This is a genomic window from Streptomyces sp. NBC_01471 (assembly GCF_041438865.1).
Lineage (GTDB): Bacteria > Actinomycetota > Actinomycetes > Streptomycetales > Streptomycetaceae > Streptomyces.
The window spans coordinates 2,143,813-2,163,217 of sequence record NZ_CP109450.1 but is presented as its reverse complement, the minus strand read 5'-3'; the positions used below and the strand labels follow the sequence as shown (position 1 = coordinate 2,163,217).

18 protein-coding genes are annotated in these 19,405 nt (G+C 69.3%); all 18 read left to right on the top strand.

Translation table 11 applies throughout. From position 1 onward, the window contains the following. Window positions 1–7 precede the first annotated feature (7 nt). The 18 genes from lysA (at window position 8) to OG285_RS09395 (ending at window position 19,370) form a co-directional block, all read left to right on the top strand. Window positions 8–1,399 carry a diaminopimelate decarboxylase gene (gene lysA / locus OG285_RS09480; RefSeq protein WP_356827119.1) on the top strand — a complete coding sequence of 464 codons (1,392 nt, stop codon included), beginning with the start codon at window positions 8–10 and terminating at the stop codon, window positions 1,397–1,399. Window positions 1,400–1,493: 94 nt separating this feature from the next. Then, window positions 1,494–2,795: a homoserine dehydrogenase gene (locus OG285_RS09475; RefSeq protein WP_356827118.1), complete on the top strand. Its 1,302-nt coding sequence runs from the start codon at window positions 1,494–1,496 to the stop codon at window positions 2,793–2,795. A 6-nt stretch (window positions 2,796–2,801) separates the two neighbouring features. Further along, window positions 2,802–3,875 carry a threonine synthase gene (gene thrC / locus OG285_RS09470; protein ID WP_371790727.1) on the top strand — a complete coding sequence of 358 codons (1,074 nt, stop codon included), beginning with the start codon at window positions 2,802–2,804 and terminating at the stop codon, window positions 3,873–3,875. A gap of 412 nt (window positions 3,876–4,287) precedes the next feature. Next, entirely contained in the window at window positions 4,288–5,205 is a 918-nt protein-coding gene (thrB, locus tag OG285_RS09465) for a homoserine kinase (RefSeq protein WP_356827116.1), read from the top strand. A gap of 405 nt (window positions 5,206–5,610) precedes the next feature. Then, window positions 5,611–7,737 (top strand): transcription termination factor Rho, encoded by a 2,127-nt coding sequence (gene rho, locus OG285_RS09460; protein ID WP_371790726.1) that lies wholly within the window; start codon window positions 5,611–5,613, stop codon window positions 7,735–7,737. Window positions 7,738–8,143: 406 nt separating this feature from the next. Beyond that, complete coding sequence (locus OG285_RS09455; RefSeq protein ID WP_371790725.1) at window positions 8,144–9,247, top strand: LCP family protein; 1,104 nt, start codon at window positions 8,144–8,146, stop codon at window positions 9,245–9,247. A 181-nt stretch (window positions 9,248–9,428) separates the two neighbouring features. Further along, window positions 9,429–9,656, top strand: a complete 228-nt coding sequence (gene rpmE, locus OG285_RS09450) for a 50S ribosomal protein L31 (protein ID WP_356827113.1) — start codon at window positions 9,429–9,431, stop codon at window positions 9,654–9,656. 106 nt (window positions 9,657–9,762) lie between these two features. Then, complete coding sequence (gene prfA, locus OG285_RS09445; RefSeq protein WP_356827112.1) at window positions 9,763–10,842, top strand: peptide chain release factor 1; 1,080 nt, start codon at window positions 9,763–9,765, stop codon at window positions 10,840–10,842. 26 nt (window positions 10,843–10,868) lie between these two features. Next, window positions 10,869–11,714 (top strand): peptide chain release factor N(5)-glutamine methyltransferase, encoded by an 846-nt coding sequence (gene prmC, locus OG285_RS09440; protein ID WP_327295228.1) that lies wholly within the window; start codon window positions 10,869–10,871, stop codon window positions 11,712–11,714. Window positions 11,715–11,782: 68 nt separating this feature from the next. Continuing rightward, on the top strand, window positions 11,783–12,430 hold the full coding sequence (locus tag OG285_RS09435) for an L-threonylcarbamoyladenylate synthase (protein ID WP_356827111.1): 648 nt from the start codon (window positions 11,783–11,785) through the stop codon (window positions 12,428–12,430). Further along, window positions 12,427–13,074 carry a protein-tyrosine-phosphatase gene (locus OG285_RS09430; protein ID WP_356827110.1) on the top strand — a complete coding sequence of 216 codons (648 nt, stop codon included), beginning with the start codon at window positions 12,427–12,429 and terminating at the stop codon, window positions 13,072–13,074. Before OG285_RS09435 ends, OG285_RS09430 begins: the two co-directional genes overlap by 4 nt. 118 nt (window positions 13,075–13,192) lie before the next feature. Continuing rightward, window positions 13,193–14,434: a serine hydroxymethyltransferase gene (gene glyA, locus OG285_RS09425; protein ID WP_371790724.1), complete on the top strand. Its 1,242-nt coding sequence runs from the start codon at window positions 13,193–13,195 to the stop codon at window positions 14,432–14,434. Window positions 14,435–14,540: 106 nt separating this feature from the next. Continuing rightward, window positions 14,541–15,911 (top strand): MraY family glycosyltransferase, encoded by a 1,371-nt coding sequence (locus OG285_RS09420; protein WP_356827108.1) that lies wholly within the window; start codon window positions 14,541–14,543, stop codon window positions 15,909–15,911. Window positions 15,912–16,172: 261 nt separating this feature from the next. Next, the gene (locus OG285_RS09415) at window positions 16,173–16,610 is read left to right on the top strand and encodes a hypothetical protein (protein ID WP_356827107.1); all 438 of its coding nucleotides are present in this window, start codon (window positions 16,173–16,175) and stop codon (window positions 16,608–16,610) included. Window positions 16,611–16,817: 207 nt separating this feature from the next. After that, on the top strand, window positions 16,818–17,657 hold the full coding sequence (atpB, locus tag OG285_RS09410; RefSeq protein ID WP_356827106.1) for a F0F1 ATP synthase subunit A: 840 nt from the start codon (window positions 16,818–16,820) through the stop codon (window positions 17,655–17,657). 69 nt (window positions 17,658–17,726) lie between these two features. Continuing rightward, on the top strand, window positions 17,727–17,975 hold the full coding sequence (locus OG285_RS09405) for a F0F1 ATP synthase subunit C (RefSeq protein WP_250297805.1): 249 nt from the start codon (window positions 17,727–17,729) through the stop codon (window positions 17,973–17,975). 40 nt (window positions 17,976–18,015) lie between these two features. Next, window positions 18,016–18,558: a F0F1 ATP synthase subunit B gene (locus OG285_RS09400; protein WP_356827105.1), complete on the top strand. Its 543-nt coding sequence runs from the start codon at window positions 18,016–18,018 to the stop codon at window positions 18,556–18,558. Beyond that, window positions 18,555–19,370, top strand: coding sequence for a F0F1 ATP synthase subunit delta (locus OG285_RS09395; RefSeq protein WP_371790723.1), 816 nt, complete (start codon window positions 18,555–18,557; stop codon window positions 19,368–19,370). Before OG285_RS09400 ends, OG285_RS09395 begins: the two co-directional genes overlap by 4 nt. Window positions 19,371–19,405 lie beyond the last annotated feature (35 nt).

The following is a 19,405-nucleotide window of genomic DNA, read 5'->3' as shown; positions in this document are numbered from 1 at the left end:
CGAAGAGATGAGCCGTTCCGCACACCCCGCCGGGCCCCGGCATGCCGACGTCTACACCGAGGGCCACTACTCCGCCCCCGCCGACGACCTCAACTCCCTGGACGAGAAGGTCTGGTCGCGTACGGTCGGCCGTAACGCGGACGGGGTCGTCACCGTCGGCGGCATCGAAGTGACCCGGCTGGCCGAGGAGTTCGGCACCCCCGCCTACTTCCTCGACGAGGACGACTTCCGGGCCAGGTGCCGGGCCTGGGCGGACGCCTTCGGCCGGGACGCGGACGTGTTCTACGCGGGCAAGGCCTTCCTCTCGCGCGCCGTCGTGAAGTGGCTCCAGGAGGAGGGACTCAACCTCGACGTCTGCTCAGGCGGCGAGCTGGCCACCGCGCTCGCCGCAGGCATGCCCGCCGCGCGCATCGCCTTCCACGGCAACAACAAGACCGCCGAGGAGATCGAGCGCGCCGTCGAGGCCGGGGTCGGCCGTATCGTGCTCGACTCGTTCCAGGAGATCGTCCGGGTCGCCCACATCGCGCAGAGCCGCGGGGTGCGCCAGCGGGTCCAGATCCGGGTGACGGTCGGCGTCGAGGCGCACACCCACGAGTTCATCGCCACCGCCCACGAGGACCAGAAGTTCGGGATCGCGCTCGCCGACGGCCAGGCCGCCGAAGCCGTCCGCAGGGCGCTCAAGCTCGACGGGCTCGAACTCATCGGCATCCACTCGCACATCGGCTCGCAGATCTTCGACATGGCGGGCTTCGAGGTCTCCGCGCGCCGGGTCGTGCAGCTCCTCGCCGAGGTGCGCGACGAACACGGCGTGGAGCTCCCCGAGATCGACCTCGGCGGCGGCCTCGGTATCGCGTACACCTCGGAGGACGACCCCCGCGAGCCGCAGGAGATCGCGAAGGCGCTCGGCGAGATCGTCACCCGGGAGTGCGAGGCGGCCGGTCTCGCCACCCCGCGCATCTCCGTCGAGCCGGGGCGCGCCATCGTCGGGCCCACGGCCTTCACGCTGTACGAGGTCGGGACCATCAAGCCGCTCGAAGGGCTGCGCACCTACGTCAGCGTCGACGGCGGGATGTCCGACAACATCCGGACGGCCCTCTACGACGCCGAGTACAGCGTGGCCCTGGTCTCCCGGACCTCCACCGCCGAGCCGATGCTCGCCCGGGTGGTCGGCAAGCACTGTGAGAGTGGCGACATCGTGGTCAAGGACGCGTTCCTGCCCGAGGACCTCGCGCCCGGCGATCTGCTCGCCGTTCCGGCCACCGGCGCCTACTGCCGTGCCATGGCGAGCAACTACAACCACGCGCTGCGCCCGCCCGTCGTCGCCGTCAGGGACGGCGAGGCCCGGGTGATCGTGCGGCGTGAGACGGAGGAAGATCTCCTGCGCCTCGATGTCGGCTAGTGAAATAGTCATCTCAGAATCCGGACGGGGGGAAGAAACCCCCGTCCGGTGAGTGAGACTGGTCCAACCGTAGAAGTATGAGAAGTGAGGTCGGATGATGCGTACGCGTCCGCTGAAGGTGGCGCTGCTGGGCTGTGGAGTCGTCGGCTCAGAGGTGGCCCGCATCATGACGACGCACGCCGACGACCTCGCGGCCCGGATCGGTGCCCCCGTCGAGCTCGCCGGTGTCGCCGTCCGCCGTCCCTCCAAGGTCCGTGAGGGCATCGACCCCGCGCTCATCACCACGGACGCGATGGCCCTGGTCAAACGCGGGGACATCGACGTCGTGATCGAGGTCATCGGCGGCATCGAGCCCGCCCGTACGCTCATCGCCGCCGCCTTCGAGCACGGTGCGAGCGTCGTCTCCGCCAACAAGGCGCTGCTCGCCAAGGACGGCACCGCGCTGCACGCGCTCGCCCAGGGGCACGGCAGGGACCTCTACTACGAGGCCGCCGTCGCCGGTGCGATCCCGCTCGTCCGCCCGCTGCGCGAATCGCTCGCCGGCGACAAGGTGAACCGCGTCCTTGGCATCGTCAACGGCACCACGAACTTCATCCTCGACAAGATGGACAGCACCGGCGCCGGCTACTCGGAGGCGCTCGACGAGGCCACCGCGCTCGGATACGCCGAGGCCGACCCCACGGCCGACGTCGAGGGGTTCGACGCCGCGGCCAAGGCCGCGATCCTCGCCGGAATCGCCTTCCACACCCGCGTACGGCTCGACGACGTCCACCGTGAGGGCCTCACCGAGGTCACCGCCGCCGACATCGCCTCGGCCAAGCGCATGGGCTGCACCGTCAAGCTGCTCGCCATCTGCGAGCGCGCCGCCGACGGCAAGTCCGTCACCGCCCGCGTCCACCCCGCGATGATCCCGCTCAGCCACCCGCTGGCCTCGGTGCGCGAGGCGTACAACGCGGTGTTCATCGAGGCCGAGGCCGCCGGGCAGCTGATGTTCTACGGCCCCGGCGCCGGCGGCTCACCCACCGCGTCCGCGGTCCTCGGCGACCTGGTCGCGGTCTGCCGCAACAGGCTCAACGAGGCCACCGGGCCCGGCGAGTCCGCGTACACGATGCTGCCCGTGAGTCCCATGGGTGATGTCGTCACGCGCTACCACATCAGCCTCGACGTGGCCGACAAACCGGGCGTTCTCGCCCAGGTGGCCACGGTCTTCGCCGAGCAGGGCGTATCGATCGACACGGTACGCCAGCAGGGCCGGCAGGACGGAGGCGGCGAGGCATCCCTCGTCGTCGTCACCCACCGCGCGCCCGACGCAGCCCTTTCCGGGACCGTCGAGGCGCTGCGCAAGCTCGACACCGTGCTCGGTGTCGCCAGCATCATGCGTGTTGAAGGGGAGTAAGGACCCATGACCACCAAGGGCACCCACCAGTGGCGCGGCATCATCGAGGAGTACCGGGACCGTCTCCCGGTCACGAGCACGACGCCCGTCGTGACGCTCCGTGAGGGCGGTACACCGCTCGTCCCCGCGCAGGTCCTTTCCGAGCGCACCGGCTGCGAGGTGCACCTCAAGGTCGAGGGCGCCAACCCCACGGGGTCCTTCAAGGACCGGGGCATGACCATGGCGATCACCCACGCCAAGGAGCAGGGCGCGCAGGCCGTCATCTGCGCCTCCACCGGCAACACATCGGCCTCGGCGGCGGCCTACGCCGTACGGGCCGGAATGGTGTGCGCGGTCCTGGTGCCGCAGGGCAAGATCGCCCTCGGCAAGATGGGCCAGGCCCTGGTGCACGGCGCGAAGATCCTCCAGGTGGACGGCAACTTCGACGACTGCCTGACGCTGGCCCGCTCGCTCTCGGACAACTACCCGGTGGCGCTGGTCAATTCGGTCAATCCGTCCCGTATCGAGGGCCAGAAGACCGGAGCCTTCGAGATCGTCGACGCGCTCGGCGACGCTCCCGACATCCATGTGCTGCCCGTCGGCAACGCCGGCAACATCACGGCGTACTGGAAGGGATACAAGGAGTACGCGGCGGACGGCCCGGCGACCCGGACCCCCCGGATGTGGGGCTTCCAGGCCTCCGGCTCCGCCCCCATCGTGCGCGGCGAGGTCGTCAAGGACCCCTCGACCATCGCCACGGCGATCCGGATCGGGAACCCCGCTTCCTGGCAGTTCGCGATCGACGCGCGCGAGGAGTCGGGCGGCTTCATCGACGAGGTCACCGACCGTCAGATCCTGGCCGCGTACCGGCTGTTGGCTTCGCAGGAGGGCGTCTTCGTGGAGCCCGCCTCGGCCGCTTCGGTCGCCGGTCTGCTGAAGGCGGCGGACGAGGGCAAGGTCGACCCCGGCCAGACGATCGTCTGCACGGTCACCGGCAACGGCCTCAAGGACCCGGACTGGGCGGTCGCCGGAGCTCCGCAGCCGGTCACCGTGCCGGTGGACGCCGTGGTGGCCGCCGAGCGGCTGGGCCTGGTCCCGTAACCTCCGGCCCGCCCGGGGCCCGTCCGTCCGGACCGGACCCCGGGCACAGCCGGACCGTGCTCCGGTTGTGCCCCCGCTGTGCTCCTGAGCTGCCGCATCACCCGCCGGACGGCTCGCGCGGCGGCCCGGTCCGATCTGGAGCGCATGGGTAGCGTGCGACACGCATCGTGCGCCTCCTGTGCGCCCTATGTCGCGACAGAACCTTCCTTCGATAAGCTGTAGGCAACCCACCCCGCCGCATGTGCCGCGGTGTTGCTGCTGTGATGGCCCGCAGGTGCTCGTTCGGCCTGTTCGGGTTGTCCGGTCCAGGGGGCCCGGGGGAGTGTTCTCCCGGGAAGCACAGCCGAATTCCCCGTAACAATCCCGCGGTCGAAACCAGACTCGCAGTCTCACAAGGAGAGTCGTCAGAGCGATGGCCGGTCCCGCGTTCCGTGCCGCCGCCGTCCGGGTGCGCACCCCCGCCACCAGCGCCAACCTCGGACCGGGCTTCGACGCCTTCGGTCTGTCGCTGGGGCTGTACGACGACGTGGTCGTCCGGGTCGCCGACACCGGGCTGCACGTCGACATCGCCGGTGAGGGCGCCGACACGCTCCCGCGCGACGAGAGCCATCTGCTCGTACGGTCGCTGCGGACCGCCTTCGACCTGCTCGGCGGGCAGCCGCGCGGCCTCGAAGTCGTCTGCGCCAACCGCATCCCGCACGGCCGCGGCCTCGGCTCCTCGTCCGCCGCCATCTGCGCGGGCATCGTCGCCGCCCGGGCCGTGACCATAGGCGGCGCCGAGAAGCTCGACGACGCGGCCCTGCTCGAACTCGCCACCGAGATCGAGGGCCACCCCGACAACGTCGCCGCCTGCCTCCTCGGCGGCTTCACACTGGCCTGGACCGACGGCGGAACCGCCCGCGCCATCAGGATGGACCCGGCGGACTCCATCGTTCCGGTGGTCTTCGTCCCCGGCAAGCCGGTGCTCACCGAGACCGCCCGGGGCCTCCTTCCGCGGACCGTCCCCCATGTGGACGCGGCCGCCAACGCGGGCCGTGCGGCCCTGCTCGTCGAGGCGCTGACCAGGCGCCCCGAGCTGCTGCTCGCGGCCACCGAGGACCGACTGCACCAGGAGTACCGTGCTCCGGCGATGCCCGAGAGCGTGGCCCTGGTCAACCGACTGCGGGCGGACGGCGTCCCCGCGGTCATCTCCGGCGCGGGCCCCACGGTGCTCGCGCTGGTCGAGAACGGTGCGGCCGACAAGGTCGCACGACTGGCCGGCGAAGGGTGGGCGGCCAACCGGCTGCCCCTCGACGCCTCCGGGACCAGCGTCCTGCCACTGGGTACCTAGGCCTTTCCTTCCGGATCGGGCCGCGAACCCGGCCCGATCCGGAAGAGAGGCCAGGGCGCGTGTCCGGTTGCCGGTGAACGAGAGGGGGAATATTTGTTGGATCCGGTAGTGTTAACCTCAAGTCTGCACTCGACGTCTTTGTGGCGCGGTGCTCGGTGTCCCCATCAGGGACCGCCTTTTCTTCCGGGAGCCTCCCAAACTGCCTGACACCCTGCCTGAGCAGTTTCGAGCACGCTCCGGAACCGGCCTCTGCCGGACCCCATGCACGTCTTGCCCTCCGCCGTACTCCGGCGGACCACCGCCCCGGCGTCGGTTCGCGATCAGTCAAGATCAGAACCGCAGTCGGACAGCACAACCGGTCGCCGAGCCAGACAGGCCGACGCCCGCTCCAGGGAAGGACCCTTCGTGAGCGACACCACCGATCTGATGGGCGTGACTGCCGACAACTCTGTCGAGGCCGCGTCCGCCGCCGGTGCTGCCACCGGCAGCACCGCACGGCGCCGCCGCTCCGGCACCGGCCTCGACGGCATGGTCCTGGCCGAGCTGCAGCAGGTCGCGTCCGGCCTCGGCATCAAGGGCACTGCGCGGATGCGCAAGAGCCAGCTGATCGAGGTCATCAAGGAGGCGCAGGCCGGTTCGTCCGCGCCGAAGAGCGCCAAGGCCGACGCCTCCGACGCGGCCGCGACCAAGCCGAAGCGCCGTGCCACCTCCAAGTCCCGTACGGGTGACGAGTCCGCGGCGGCCGAGAAGTCCGCGGCCCAGCAGCAGATCGACATTCCCGGTCAGCCCGCCAGCGACGACCAGCCCGCCGGTGAGCGGCGCCGTCGCCGCGCCACCGCGCAGGCCGGCAGCCCCGAGCCCGCGGCTTCCTCGTCGTCCGCCGCCGAGACCAAGGCCGTCAAGGCCGAGGCCAAGGCCGAGACGCAGTCCGTTGCCACCGGCGTGAAGACCGAGGCGCCGGCCGATGCCAAGGACGCCAAGGACAAGGACGGCAAGGAGGCCAGGGCGGAGGCCGCCACCGACACCGCCGAAGGCCGTCGTGGCGACCGCCAGGACCGCGGCCAGCGCGGTGACCGCCGTGAGCGCGGTGACCGCCCGGACCGTCAGGAGCGCGGTGACCGCCAGGAGCGTGGCGACCGTCAGGAGCGCGGCGACCGTCAGGACCGCGGCGAGCGCGGCGGCCGTGACCGCCGTGACCGCGGCGGCAAGGGCGACGACCAGCAGGGCCGCGGTCAGCGCCAGGGCAACCAGAACAACGGCCCCCGCGCCGACGAGAACGACGACGACTTCGACGGAGGCCGCCGCGGCCGCCGTGGCCGCTACCGCGACCGCCGTGGCCGCCGCGGTGACCGCCAGGAGTTCGGTGACGCTCCGCAGGTCGCCGACGACGACGTCCTGATCCCCGTCGCGGGCATCCTGGACATCCTCGACAACTACGCGTTCATCCGGACCTCCGGCTACCTGCCGGGCCCCAACGACGTGTACGTCTCGCTCGCCCAGGTCCGTAAGAACGGCCTGCGCAAGGGTGACCACGTCACCGGAGCCGTCCGCCAGCCCAAGGACGGCGAGCGCCGAGAGAAGTTCAACGCGCTCGTCCGGCTGGACTCGGCGAACGGCATGGCGGCCGAATCCGGCCGCGGCCGCCCGGAGTTCCAGAAGCTGACCCCGCTGTACCCGCAGGACCGGCTCCGTCTGGAGACCGACCCGGGTGTGCTGACGACCCGGATCATCGACCTGGTCGCTCCGATCGGCAAGGGCCAGCGCGGTCTGATCGTGGCCCCGCCGAAGACCGGCAAGACCATGATCATGCAGGCCATCGCCAACGCGATCACGGTCAACAACCCCGAGTGCCACCTGATGGTCGTCCTGGTCGACGAGCGTCCCGAAGAGGTCACCGACATGCAGCGGTCGGTGAAGGGCGAGGTCATCTCCTCGACCTTCGACCGCCCCGCCGAGGACCACACCACGGTCGCCGAGCTGGCCATCGAGCGTGCCAAGCGTCTCGTCGAGCTGGGACACGACGTGGTCGTGCTGCTCGACTCGATCACCCGGCTCGGCCGTGCGTACAACCTGGCGGCCCCGGCCTCCGGGCGCATCCTCTCCGGTGGTGTCGACTCGACCGCCCTCTACCCGCCGAAGCGCTTCTTCGGTGCCGCGCGGAACATCGAGGACGGCGGCTCGCTGACCATCCTCGCCACCGCGCTGGTGGAGACCGGCTCGCGCATGGACGAGGTGATCTTCGAGGAGTTTAAGGGCACCGGCAACATGGAGCTCAAGCTCGACCGGAAGCTCGCCGACAAGCGCATCTTCCCCGCGGTGGACGTCGACCCGTCCGGTACCCGTAAGGAAGAGATCCTCCTCAACGCGGAGGAGCTCGCCATCGTCTGGAAGCTGCGCCGGGTGCTCCACGCGCTCGACTCGCAGCAGGCGATCGAGCTGCTCCTGGACAAGATGAAGAAGACCAAGTCGAACGCCGAGTTCCTGATGCAGATCGCCAAGACGACACCTGCGTCCGGCAACGGCAACGACTGACCTTCCGTCACGGAACGTCAACTGGCCCGCCCCGTCACGGAAGTGACGCGGCGGGCCAGTCGTGTGCCGCGGGCCGCCCGCCCGCGACATCTTCACGCACTGTCTCCACACACCGCTCACGTGCCGCTCACCCGCCCGCCGGGGCGCCTCCTGGCGCGCAGAGATCTTCGCCACAGCACAGGCCCCGCGCCGGCTCACGACGGCCCGCCGCACGGGGGAGAAAACCCCAGGTGAGGGCCGCTTTTACGGAATGCACCCGGCTACCGTCCGTGACGCCGGGGCCGCTCCGGGGTCACAGCGCGTTGTGCAACGCTTCTGCGAGATACGTCGTCTCACAAGGGACGACGGACCGCGCCTGAACTTCGGGGCAGGGGGTAGCGGGACCACCGAGAAAGCTGGAGGGGACATGGGCGAGCCGCAGAAGGGCAGCCGAATACGGGGCAGCGGCAAACGCCGCAAGGAGGCCACGTCGCACCGGAAGGCGCTGGTGATCACCGCATGGGTGGCGGCCGGAGTGGTCGTGCTCGGCGGTGGCGGTCTCGGCTTCCTCTACTTCAAGCTCGACGGCAACCTCAAGAGCGTGGACATCAACGCCCAGCTCGGCGCCGACCGCCCGCACAACGTCGACAACGGCTCCATGGACATCCTGGTGCTCGGCTCCGACTCACGGGCCGGCGCCAACTCCAAGTACGGCAAGGACGAGGGCGGAGCCCGCTCGGACACCGCGATGGTCGTCCACGTGTACAAGGGCCACAAGAAGGCCAGCGTGGTCTCGATACCGCGCGACACCCTGATCAACCGCCCCGACTGCACCACCTCCTCGGGTGCGAACGCCCCGGGAGCCCAGCACGCCATGTTCAACACGGCGTACGAGAGCGGCGGCCCGGCCTGCGCGGTGAAGACCGTGGAGCAGATGTCCGGGATCCGGATGGACCACTATCTGGAGGTCGACTTCGCCGGCTTCCAGAAGCTCATCGACGACCTGGGCGGCGTACCGGTCACCACCAGCAAGGCCATCAACGACGACAAGAGCCACCTGCACCTGAAGGCCGGTTCCCACACCCTCAACGGGCAGGACGCGCTCGGTCTCGTACGGACCAGGCACGGCGTCGGCGACGGCAGCGACCTCGGGCGAATACAGCTCCAGCAGGCCTTCATCAAGGCGCTCATCAACCAGGTCAAGCACGTCGGGGTCTTCACCAGCCCCAAGAAGCTCTACAGCCTCGCCGACACCGCCACGAAGACGGTCACCACCGACTCCGACATCAACTCGGTGAAGAGCCTCGCGTCCTTCGCCGACGGCCTCAAGGGCATCGGCGCGGGCTCCACGAAGATGGTGACGATGCCGGTCGAGTACGACCCGTCGGACCTCAACCGCGTCATCCCGCTGGAGGCCAAGTCCCGTCAGGTATGGGCGGCGCTGAAGCAGGACAAGCCGATTCCGGCCTCCGCCACCAAGGGTTCCGCGGGCGACAAGGGTTCGGCCGGCAAGGTCGTGACGAGTTCGTGAGCGGCCGGCGGAGCCGGGTCCCGCGGCGGCGGGCGGAATAGATCCGGTCCGCCCCCGGTTCCCCCACTGTCCGAAATTTTGACGGGCGGGCCACTCCTGGCAGACTGGTCCGCTGGCCCCGGTTCACGTGCTGACAATTCCGCCCGCACGACCCGGCGCCCTCCCGAAACTAGGAGTCACCTTGAAGCGCGACATCCACCCCGAGTACCACGAGACCCAGGTCAGCTGCACCTGCGGTGCTTCGTTCACCACTTACAGCACCCTCGCCGAAGGCAGCATCCGTGCCGAGGTCTGCTCCGAGTGCCACCCGTTCTACACGGGCAAGCAGAAGATCCTCGACACCGGTGGCCGCGTGGCCCGCTTCGAGGCCCGCTTCGGCAAGAAGGCCGCGGACTCCGCCGCCAAGTAGCGAGCTACTGCGCCGGTCCCCGGACGCTCCTCACCGGAGCGCCCGGACCGGCGCTTTTGCCGTCCCGGAAGCTCCCTTCTTGACGTACGAAAGCAGGAACCCCCCGATGTTCGAGGCGGTCGAGGAACTGATCGGCGAGCACGCCGGTCTTGAGGAACAGCTCGCGGACCCTTCGGTCCACGCCGACCAGGCCAACGCGCGCAGGCTCAACAAGCGCTACGCCGAGCTGACCCCGATCGTCTCCACGTACCGTTCCTGGAAGCAGACCGGGGAGGACATCGAGACGGCGCGTGAACTCTCCTACGAAGAGCCGGAGTTCGCAGCCGAGGTCAAGGCCCTCGACAAGCAGCTCGAAGCGCTGACCGAGAAGCTCCGGCTGCTCCTGGTGCCGCGCGACCCCAGCGACGACAAGGACGTGCTCCTCGAGGTCAAGGCGGGCGCGGGCGGTGACGAGTCCGCGCTGTTCGCGGGCGACCTGCTGCGGATGTATCTGCGGTACGCCGAGCGCGTCGGGTGGAAGACCGAGATCATCGACGCCACCGAGTCCGAGCTGGGCGGCTACAAGGACGTCCAGGTCGCGGTGAAGACCAAGGGCGGCAACGGCGCGACCGAGCCCGGCCAGGGCGTCTGGGCGCGGCTGAAGTACGAGGGCGGCGTGCACCGTGTGCAGCGGGTGCCCTCCACCGAGTCCCAGGGCCGTATCCACACCTCGGCCGCCGGTGTGCTCGTCACGCCCGAGGCCGAGGAGGTCGATGTCGAGATCCACTCCAACGACCTCCGGATCGATGTCTACCGCTCGTCCGGCCCCGGCGGGCAGTCGGTCAACACCACCGACTCCGCCGTACGCATCACCCACCTGCCGACCGGTGTCGTCGCCTCCTGCCAGAACGAGAAGAGCCAGCTCCAGAACAAGGAGCAGGCCATGCGCATCCTGCGCTCCCGGCTCCTCGCCGCCGCCCAGGAGGCCGCCGAGCAGGAAGCGTCCGACGTGCGCCGCAGCCAGGTGCGTACCGTCGACAGGTCCGAGAAGATCCGGACGTACAACTTTCCCGAAAACCGGATCTCCGACCACCGCGTCGGGTTCAAGGCGTACAACTTGGACCAGGTGCTCGACGGCGACCTGGACGCAGTGATCCAGGCGTGTGTGGACGCGGACTCCGCGGCCAAGCTCGCCGCCGCCCAGTAGTAGCCCGGCCCGTACTGGAGAACCGCATGAACCTGCTGCTTGCCGAGGTGGCCCAGGCCACCCAGCGGCTGGCCGACGCCGGCGTGCCCTCCCCGCGCTTCGACGCGGAGGAGCTCGCCGCCTTTGTGCACGGCGTCAAGCGGGGCGAGCTCCACAACGTCAAGGACGCGGACTTCGACGCCCGCTACTGGGAGACCATCGCCCGCCGGGAGGCCCGTGAGCCGCTCCAGCACATCACCGGGCGTGCCTTCTTCCGCTATCTGGAACTCCAGGTCGGCCCCGGGGTCTTCGTGCCCCGCCCGGAGACCGAGTCGGTCGTCGGCTGGGCCATAGACGCCGTACGGGCCATGGACGTCGTCGAACCGCTGATCGTCGACCTCTGCACGGGCTCCGGCGCCATCGCGCTGGCCATGGCCCAGGAGGTGCCGCGCTCCCGTGTGCACGCCGTGGAGCTGTCCGACGACGCGCTGCGCTGGACCCGGAAGAACGCCGAGGGGTCCAGGGTCACCGTCCACCAGGGCGACGCCCTGAGCGCCCTGCCCGAACTCGACGGCCAGGTCGATCTGGTCATCTCCAACCCGCCGTACATCCCGCTCACCGAGTGGGAGTACGTCGCCCCCGAGGCCCGTGACCACGACCCGGAGATGGCTCTCTTCTCCGGCGAGGACGGCCTCGACACGATCCGCGGCATCGAGCGCACCGCCCACCGTCTTCTCGTGCCGGGCGGCGTCGTCGTCATCGAGCACGCCGACACCCAGGGCGGCCAGGTCCCGTGGATCTTCACCGAGGAACGGGGCTGGGCCGACGCGGCCGACCACCCCGACCTGAACAACCGGCCCCGGTTCGCCACGGCCCGCAAGGCCCTGCCGTGACGATCGCAGGACCGGTTCCGCACCAGATTTCTCAGGCTCTGCAGGTTTTGCTCAGGGAGGCTCGCTAAATGGCACGGCGATACGACACCAACGATGCGACCGACCGCACCACCGGTCTGCGTGAAGCCGCGTCCGCCGTCCGCCGGGGCGAACTCGTCGTACTTCCGACGGACACCGTGTACGGCATCGGCGCCGACGCCTTCAGCTCCGAGGGCGTCGCCGATCTGCTGGACGCCAAGGGGCGCGGCCGCAACATGCCCACGCCCGTCCTCATCGGCTCCCCGAACACCCTGCACGGCCTGGTCACGGACTTCTCGGAGCAGGCCTGGGAGCTGGTCGACGCGTTCTGGCCGGGCGCCCTGACGCTCGTCGCCAAGCACCAGCCGTCACTCCAGTGGGACCTCGGGGACACCCGCGGGACCGTCGCCGTACGGATGCCGCTGCACCCGGTCGCCATCGAGCTGCTCACGGAGGTCGGCCCGATGGCCGTCTCCAGCGCCAACCTGACCGGTCACCCGTCGCCGGAGGACTGCGACGCGGCGCAGGAGATGCTCGGCGACTCCGTCTCCGTCTACCTGGACGGCGGCCCCACCCCCGGCATCGTGCCGTCGTCGATCGTCGACGTCACCGGCGAGGTCCCCGTCCTGCTCCGTGCGGGCGCGCTCTCCGCCGAGGAACTGCGCAAGGTGGTACCCGACCTTGAGGTGGCCAATTGACAGCCCCTGAGGGGCGTGGCATAGGCGCGTCCGCCTCCGGCGGCACGTTCAGGATCCTCCACGTCAGCACCGGCAACGTCTGCCGCTCGCCGATCACCGAGCGGCTGACCCGCCATGCCCTGTCGGACCGGCTCGGCACCGGGCTCGCCGACGGCCTGATCGTGGAGTCCGCGGGCACCTGGGGCCACGAGGGCGCCCCGATGGAGGCCAACGCGGCGACCGTGCTCGCGGACTACGGCGCGGACGCCGGGGGCTTCCTCGGCCGCGAACTGCTGGACGACCACGTGATCCGCGCCGATCTTGTCCTCACCGCGACCCGCGACCACCGGGCGCAGGTCATCTCGATGGGGCACTCGGCGGGGCTGCGGACCTTCACGCTGAAGGAGTTCACCCGGCTGGTACGGGCCATAGACCCGGCGACGCTGCCGGATCCGCTCGACGAGGGTGTGGTGGAGCGGGCGCGGGCGCTGGTCCGGGCCGCTGCCGCGCTCCGGGGCTGGCTGCTGGCGCCGACCGTCGAGGCGGACGAGGTGAACGACCCGTACGGGGCGCCGATCACCTTCTTCCGGTCGGTCGGTGACGAGATCAACCAGGCGCTGGACCCGGTGGTCACGGCGCTCACGGGGGTCACGGCGCCGCACTGAGCGCCGCCCCGGCCCGCCCGGGCCCGCGGTGCGGCGGAGCCGTCGCCGCACGGCACACCACCGGCAGGCGCCCCCGCGCGGCCCGTCCTACATTGGACGGGACGCCGAGGAGCCCACGATGCCGGTCACCACCACCGCCCCCCACCCCGCCGGCTTCGACGCGCTGCGCAAGCAGGACCCCGAGATGGCCGATGTGCTCCTCGGCGAGGACGAGCGTCAGGCCACCTCGCTCCAGCTGATCGCCGCCGAGAACTTCACCTCGCCCGCCGTGCTGGCCGCGCTCGGTTCCTCGCTCGCCAACAAGTACGCCGAGGGATATCCGGGTGCCCGCCACCACGGTGGCTGTGAGCTGGCCGATCTCGCCGAGCGGATCGCCTGTGAGCGGGCCGCAGCGCTCTTCGGAGCCGAGCACGCGAACGTCCAGCCGCACTCGGGCTCATCGGCCGTCCTGGCGGCGTACGCGGCCCTTCTGCGCCCCGGTGACACCGTGCTGGCCATGGGGCTTCCGCACGGCGGCCACCTCACCCACGGTTCGCCCGCCAACTTCTCCGGCCGCTGGTTCGACTTCGTCGGGTACGGCGTGGACGCGGAGAGCGGGCTCATCGATCACGACCAGGTGCGGGCCCTGGCCCGGCAGCACCGGCCCCGGGCGATCGTCTGCGGCTCCATCTCGTACCCCCGCCATCCGGACTACGCGGCCTTCCGGGAGATCGCCGACGAGGCGGGCGCCTACCTCATCGCGGACGCCGCCCATCCGATGGGCCTGATCGCCGGGGGAGCGGCGCCCAGCCCCGTCCCGTACGCGGATGTGGTCTGCGCCACCACCCACAAGGTGCTGCGCGGCCCGCGCGGCGGGCTGATCCTCTGCGGGGCCGGGCTCGCAGACCGTATCGACCGGGCCGTCTTCCCCTTCACCCAGGGCGGCGCCCAGATGCACACGATCGCCGCCAAGGCGGTCGCCTTCGGCGAGGCCGCGACTCCGGCGTTCGCCGCGTACGCGCACCAGGTGGTGGAGAACGCCCGGGTACTCGCCGCCGGGCTGGCCGCCGAGGGCTTCGCGATCACCACCGGAGGGACCGACACCCACCTGATCACCGCCGATCCGGGGCCGCTGGGCACCGGCGGCGGGACCGCACGCTCCAGGCTGGCGGCGGCCGGGATGGTCGTGGACACCTGCGCGCTGCCCTACGGTGACGAGCGGGGCATCCGCCTGGGCACCGCCGCCGTCACCACCCAGGGCATGGCGGAGCCGGAGATGGCGGAGATCGCCGGGCACTTCTCGGCCGCTCTGCGCGAAGAGCGGGGAACCCGTGAAGAAGTCCGCGAACTCGCCAGGAGATTTCCGTCGAATTCGGGCTAGAGCGATGTTCGTGCAACCATCGGAGCCACCCGTGTGTCCTCAACCTCATGCAGGCCGAAGCTAAGGTGTGGGGCTGAGATGGCCAGCGATATCTGTGGGGCAGCCCGTGCGTGAATACCTGCTGACGCTCTGCGTCACGGCCGCGGTGACGTATCTCCTGACCGGGCCGGTGCGGAAGTTCGCCATCATGGCCGGGGCGATGCCGGAGATCCGGGCCCGCGACGTACACCGAGAACCGACGCCGCGGCTCGGCGGCATCGCCATGTTCGGCGGTCTCTGTGCGGGGCTGCTGGTGGCGGCTCACCTGCAGAACCTCGGCAGCGTCTTCACGCTGTCGAACGAGCCGCGCGCGCTGCTCTCCGGCGCCGGACTGATCTGGATCATCGGTGTCCTGGACGACAAGTTCGAGATCGACGCCCTGATCAAGCTCGGCGGACAGATGATCGCGGCGGGTGTGATGGTCATGCAGGGTCTGACGATCCTGTGGCTGCCCATCCCCGGTGTCGGCACCGTCTCGCTCACCCAGTGGCAGGGCACGCTGCTGACCGTCGCGCTGGTGGTGATCACCATCAACGCGGTGAACTTCGTGGACGGCCTGGACGGACTCGCGGCCGGCATGGTCTGCATCGCGGCTGCGGCCTTCTTCATGTACACGTACCGGATCTGGTACGGGTACGGGATCGAGGCCGCCGCTCCGGCGACGCTCTTCGCCGCCGTACTGATGGGGATGTGCCTGGGCTTCCTGCCGCACAACATGCATCCGGCCCGGATCTTCATGGGCGACTCGGGGTCGATGATGATCGGCCTGGTGCTCGCCGCGGGTGCCATCTCGGTGACCGGCCAGGTCGACCCGGACGCGATGAGTCTCAACCTCGGCGGCGGGCGTGAGGCCACTCACGCGATGCTCCCGGTCTTCATCCCGCTCCTGATGCCGCTGACGATCATCGCGGTCCCCTTCGCGGACCTGGTGCTCGCGATCGTCCGGCGCACCTGGAACGGCCAGTCGCCCTTCGCCGCCGACCGCGGCCACCTCCACCACCGGCTCCTGGAGATCGGCCACTCGCACAGCAGGGCGGTGCTGATCATGTACTTCTGGTCGGCCCTGTTCGCCTTCGGTGCCCTGGCCTACTCGGTGCGCTCCTCGTCCACCTGGATCCTGCTGGCGGTCGTCGTGCTGAGCGCGATCGGTCTCGCGCTGCTGCTCATGCCGCGCTTCACGCCGCGCGCCCCGAAGTGGGCTCAGAGCTTCGTCCCGCCCCGCTACCGCAGGCGCCGCCGCCCGGCCCCCGACGCGGAACCGGAGACGGCCGGCGCAGCGGAAGGTGATGAGTCGGGCAATTCAGTTGAAACGGGAGATCCTGCGCCGCTCGTCGGAGTGCACGGGGGCGAGCCGATTCCCGCAGGCGTCAACGGGGCGACCGCAATTGGTCCCCGATCCGGGCTTCCCGACCGACGTGAAGCGGGAACCTGGCGTTGAGCATTTCGCTCAACAGGCTCCAATAGCAGGCAAAACGATGGCTTGCATGCACAGACGCGCAGGTTCACTCTCATGTGTGACGGGTAGCACACTGCCAGGGTAAAGACCTCATCAAATAGTTTGTGATACCGTTCACGAAACCCGGAGATGAAGCCGAAGGGCCGTAGTGCGACGGCTCTTTGGCCCGAGATTCCCCTCTCGGACCGGGCCTACGCTCGTCCATGACGACACCCTGCCCCCACCCGAAGCGGAGCTGCCGCCATGCCCTCCAATGACGCCCGAACCCTCCTCCAGACCGCTGTACCCACCGCTGCAGCCGGCGTTGTCGCCGCTGTGATCAGCGGCGTGGTCGCGGGCGGCAAGGGGGTGACCGGCGCACTCGTTGGCACGGTGGTCGTGATGGTCTTCATGGGGATCGGGCTCGTCGTCCTGAACCGCACTGCGAAGTCCCTGCCGCACCTGTTCCAGGCCATGGGGCTCATGCTCTATACCGCGCAGTTGTTGCTGCTCTTCATTTTCGTCGCGGTGTTCAAGAACACCACGTTGTTCAACCCAAAGTCTTTTGCCATCACGCTGGTTGTGGCGACGGTTGTCTGGATCGCGGCTCAGGCGCGGGCATATATGAAGGCCAAGATCCTCTACGTCGAACCGGACTCCGCCGACGGGCACCAGCCCGAGAAGACGGGTTCATCGAAGTGAAGGGTAGGGGCGGGATAAGCGGGCGTTCTGGATCCTGCTATCGTCCGGTTCCAACTGCGGCACTGCGGGCGCGGGCATCTGAGCTGACGCCTGCACCATCGCGAGGCTCACTGCCTGCCAGCCGCCCCCACATCCGTAACACCAGTCCAGTGCCGAACCGCGGCTGTTCGCCGCGCCGACACAACGAGGTTGCCGTACCTATGCGCCATGTTGAAGGAGCCCGCGGTGAGTGCTGACCCGACGCAGGTGCTCGCCTTCGAGACCGACTGCCACATCTTTGACGGCTGTGGATTCCCGGCTCCCGGCCTGCACTCGTTCCTGTTCAAGCCCCTGTGGGGCGACGGGGACAGCAACTTGTACTTCAACAAGACGATGCTGCTGGCGTTGCTCGGCACGGTCGTCATCGTTGCCTTCTTCTGGGCGGCCTTCCGCAACCCCAAGGTCGTTCCCGGAAAGCTCCAGATGGTCGCCGAGGCCGGATACGACTTCGTACGCCGCGGAATCGTTTACGAGACGATCGGCAAGCGCGACGGTGAGAAGTACGTCCCGCTGGTTGTCAGCCTGTTCTTCTTCGTCTGGGTGATGAACCTCTGGTCGGTCATCCCGGTCGCCCAGTTCCCCGTGACGGCGATTATTTCTTACCCGGCCGCGCTCGCCGCGATCGTCTATGTGCTGTGGGTCAGCCTGACGTTCAAGAAGCACGGATTCGTCGGCGCCTTCAAGAACTTCTCCGGCTACGACAAGTCGCTCGGCGCGGTCCTCCCGCTCTCGATGACCATCGAGCTCTTCTCCAACCTGCTGGTCCGGCCGTTCACGCACGCGGTCCGACTGTTCGCCAACATGTTCGCGGGCCACACGCTGCTGCTGCTCTTCACGATCGCCAGCTGGTACCTGCTGAACGGCATCGGATTCGCCTATGCAGGCGTCTCGTTCGTGATGACGATCGTGATGACCGCTTTCGAACTCTTTATCCAAGCTGTCCAGGCCTATGTGTTCGTACTGCTGACCTGCAGCTACATCCAGGGCGCTCTGGCCGAGCAGCACTGAGTACCCCACCTCCCTGAATCATCCGGTGGCCATCCCCCACCGGTCCATGAAAGAGAAGGAAGAACCGGCATGTCTGTTCTCCAGACCCTCGCCGCTGGCGTCGAAATCAAGGGCAACCTCGGCTCCATCGGTTACGGCCTCGCAGCCATTGGTCCCGGCGTCGGCGTCGGCATCATCTTCGGTAACGGTACTCAGGCCCTCGCCCGCCAGCCCGAGGCTGCCGGTCTGATCCGCCAGAACCAGATCCTCGGCTTCGCCTTCTGTGAGGCGCTCGCCCTTATCGGTCTGGTCATGCCGTTCGTCTACCCGAGCGCCTGACCTCGGTCGCGAACAGCCCCATTAGACGGAAGGCACTGACGTGAACCCTCTGGTTCAGCTCGCGGCGGAGCAGGAAAACCCGCTCATTCCGCCGATCCCAGAGCTCATCATCGGCTTCCTCGCCTTTGTCATCGTCTTCGGTTTCCTCGCGAAGAAGCTGCTCCCGAACATCAACAAGGTTCTGGACCAGCGTCGCGAGGCCATCGAAGGCGGTATGGAGAAGGCGGACGCCGCCAAGCTCGAAGCCGAGAGCGTGCTTGAGCAGTACAAGGCTCAGCTCGCCGAAGCCCGGCACGAGGCCGCGCGGCTGCGCCAGGAGGCGCAGGAGCAGGGCGCCGCGCTCATCACTGAGATGCGTGCGGAGGGCCAGCGTCAGCGTGAGGAAATCATCGCTGCCGGTCACACCCAGCTCGCGGCCGACCGCAAGCAGGCCGCGCAGTCGCTGCGCCAGGACGTGGGCAAGCTCGCCACGGACCTGGCGGGCAAGCTCGTCGGCGAGTCCCTTGAGGACCACGCCCGGCAGAGCCGCACGGTCGACCGTTTCCTCGATGAGCTTGAGGAGAAGGCCGAGGCCGCTCGATGAACGGCGCGAGCCGCGAGGCACTGGCCTCCGCACGTGAGCGTCTCGACGCGCTGACCGACAGTCCGTCGGCCGACGCGGCGAAGCTCGCCGACGAGCTGGCCTCGGTCACCGCGCTGCTCGACCGCGAGGTTTCGCTGCGCCGGGTCCTCACCGACCCGTCGCAGGCCGGTGAGGCCAAGGCCCAGCTGGCCGGACGGCTGCTCAGCGGCCAGGTCAGCGGGGACACCGCCGACCTGGTGGCCGGTCTTGTCCGGTCCCGCTGGTCGCAGTCGCGCGACCTGGTCGACACGGTCGAGGAGCTCTCGTCCACCGCCGACCTCACCGCGGCTCAGCAGGCCGGCACGCTGGACAACGTGGAGGACGAACTGTTCCGGTTCGGCCGGATCGTCACCTCCAGCACCGGACTGCGGGCCGCGCTCACCGACCGCACCGCATCGGTCGCAGCCAAGAGCGAGCTGCTGCGCAGCCTGCTCGGCGGCAAGGCCGACGCGGTCACCGAGCGTCTGATCGTGCGCCTTGTGACCCAGCCGCGCGGACGTAGCCTGGAAGCGGGACTCGAGTCCCTGTCCAGGCTCGCCGCGGAGCGCAGGGACCGCACGGTCGCTGTCATCACCTCGGCGGTGCCGCTGAGCGACGGCCAGAAGCAGCGCCTCGGCGCCGTACTGGCCAAGCTGTACGGCCGCCGCATGCACCTCAACCTGGACGTGGACCCCGCGGTCCTCGGCGGGATCCAGGTGCGGGTCGGCGACGAAGTCATCAACGGCTCCATCGCTGACCGTCTCGACGAGGCGACTCGTCGGATGGCCGGCTGACCGGCTGACTCAGCCACCAACTCAACAGTACTGAT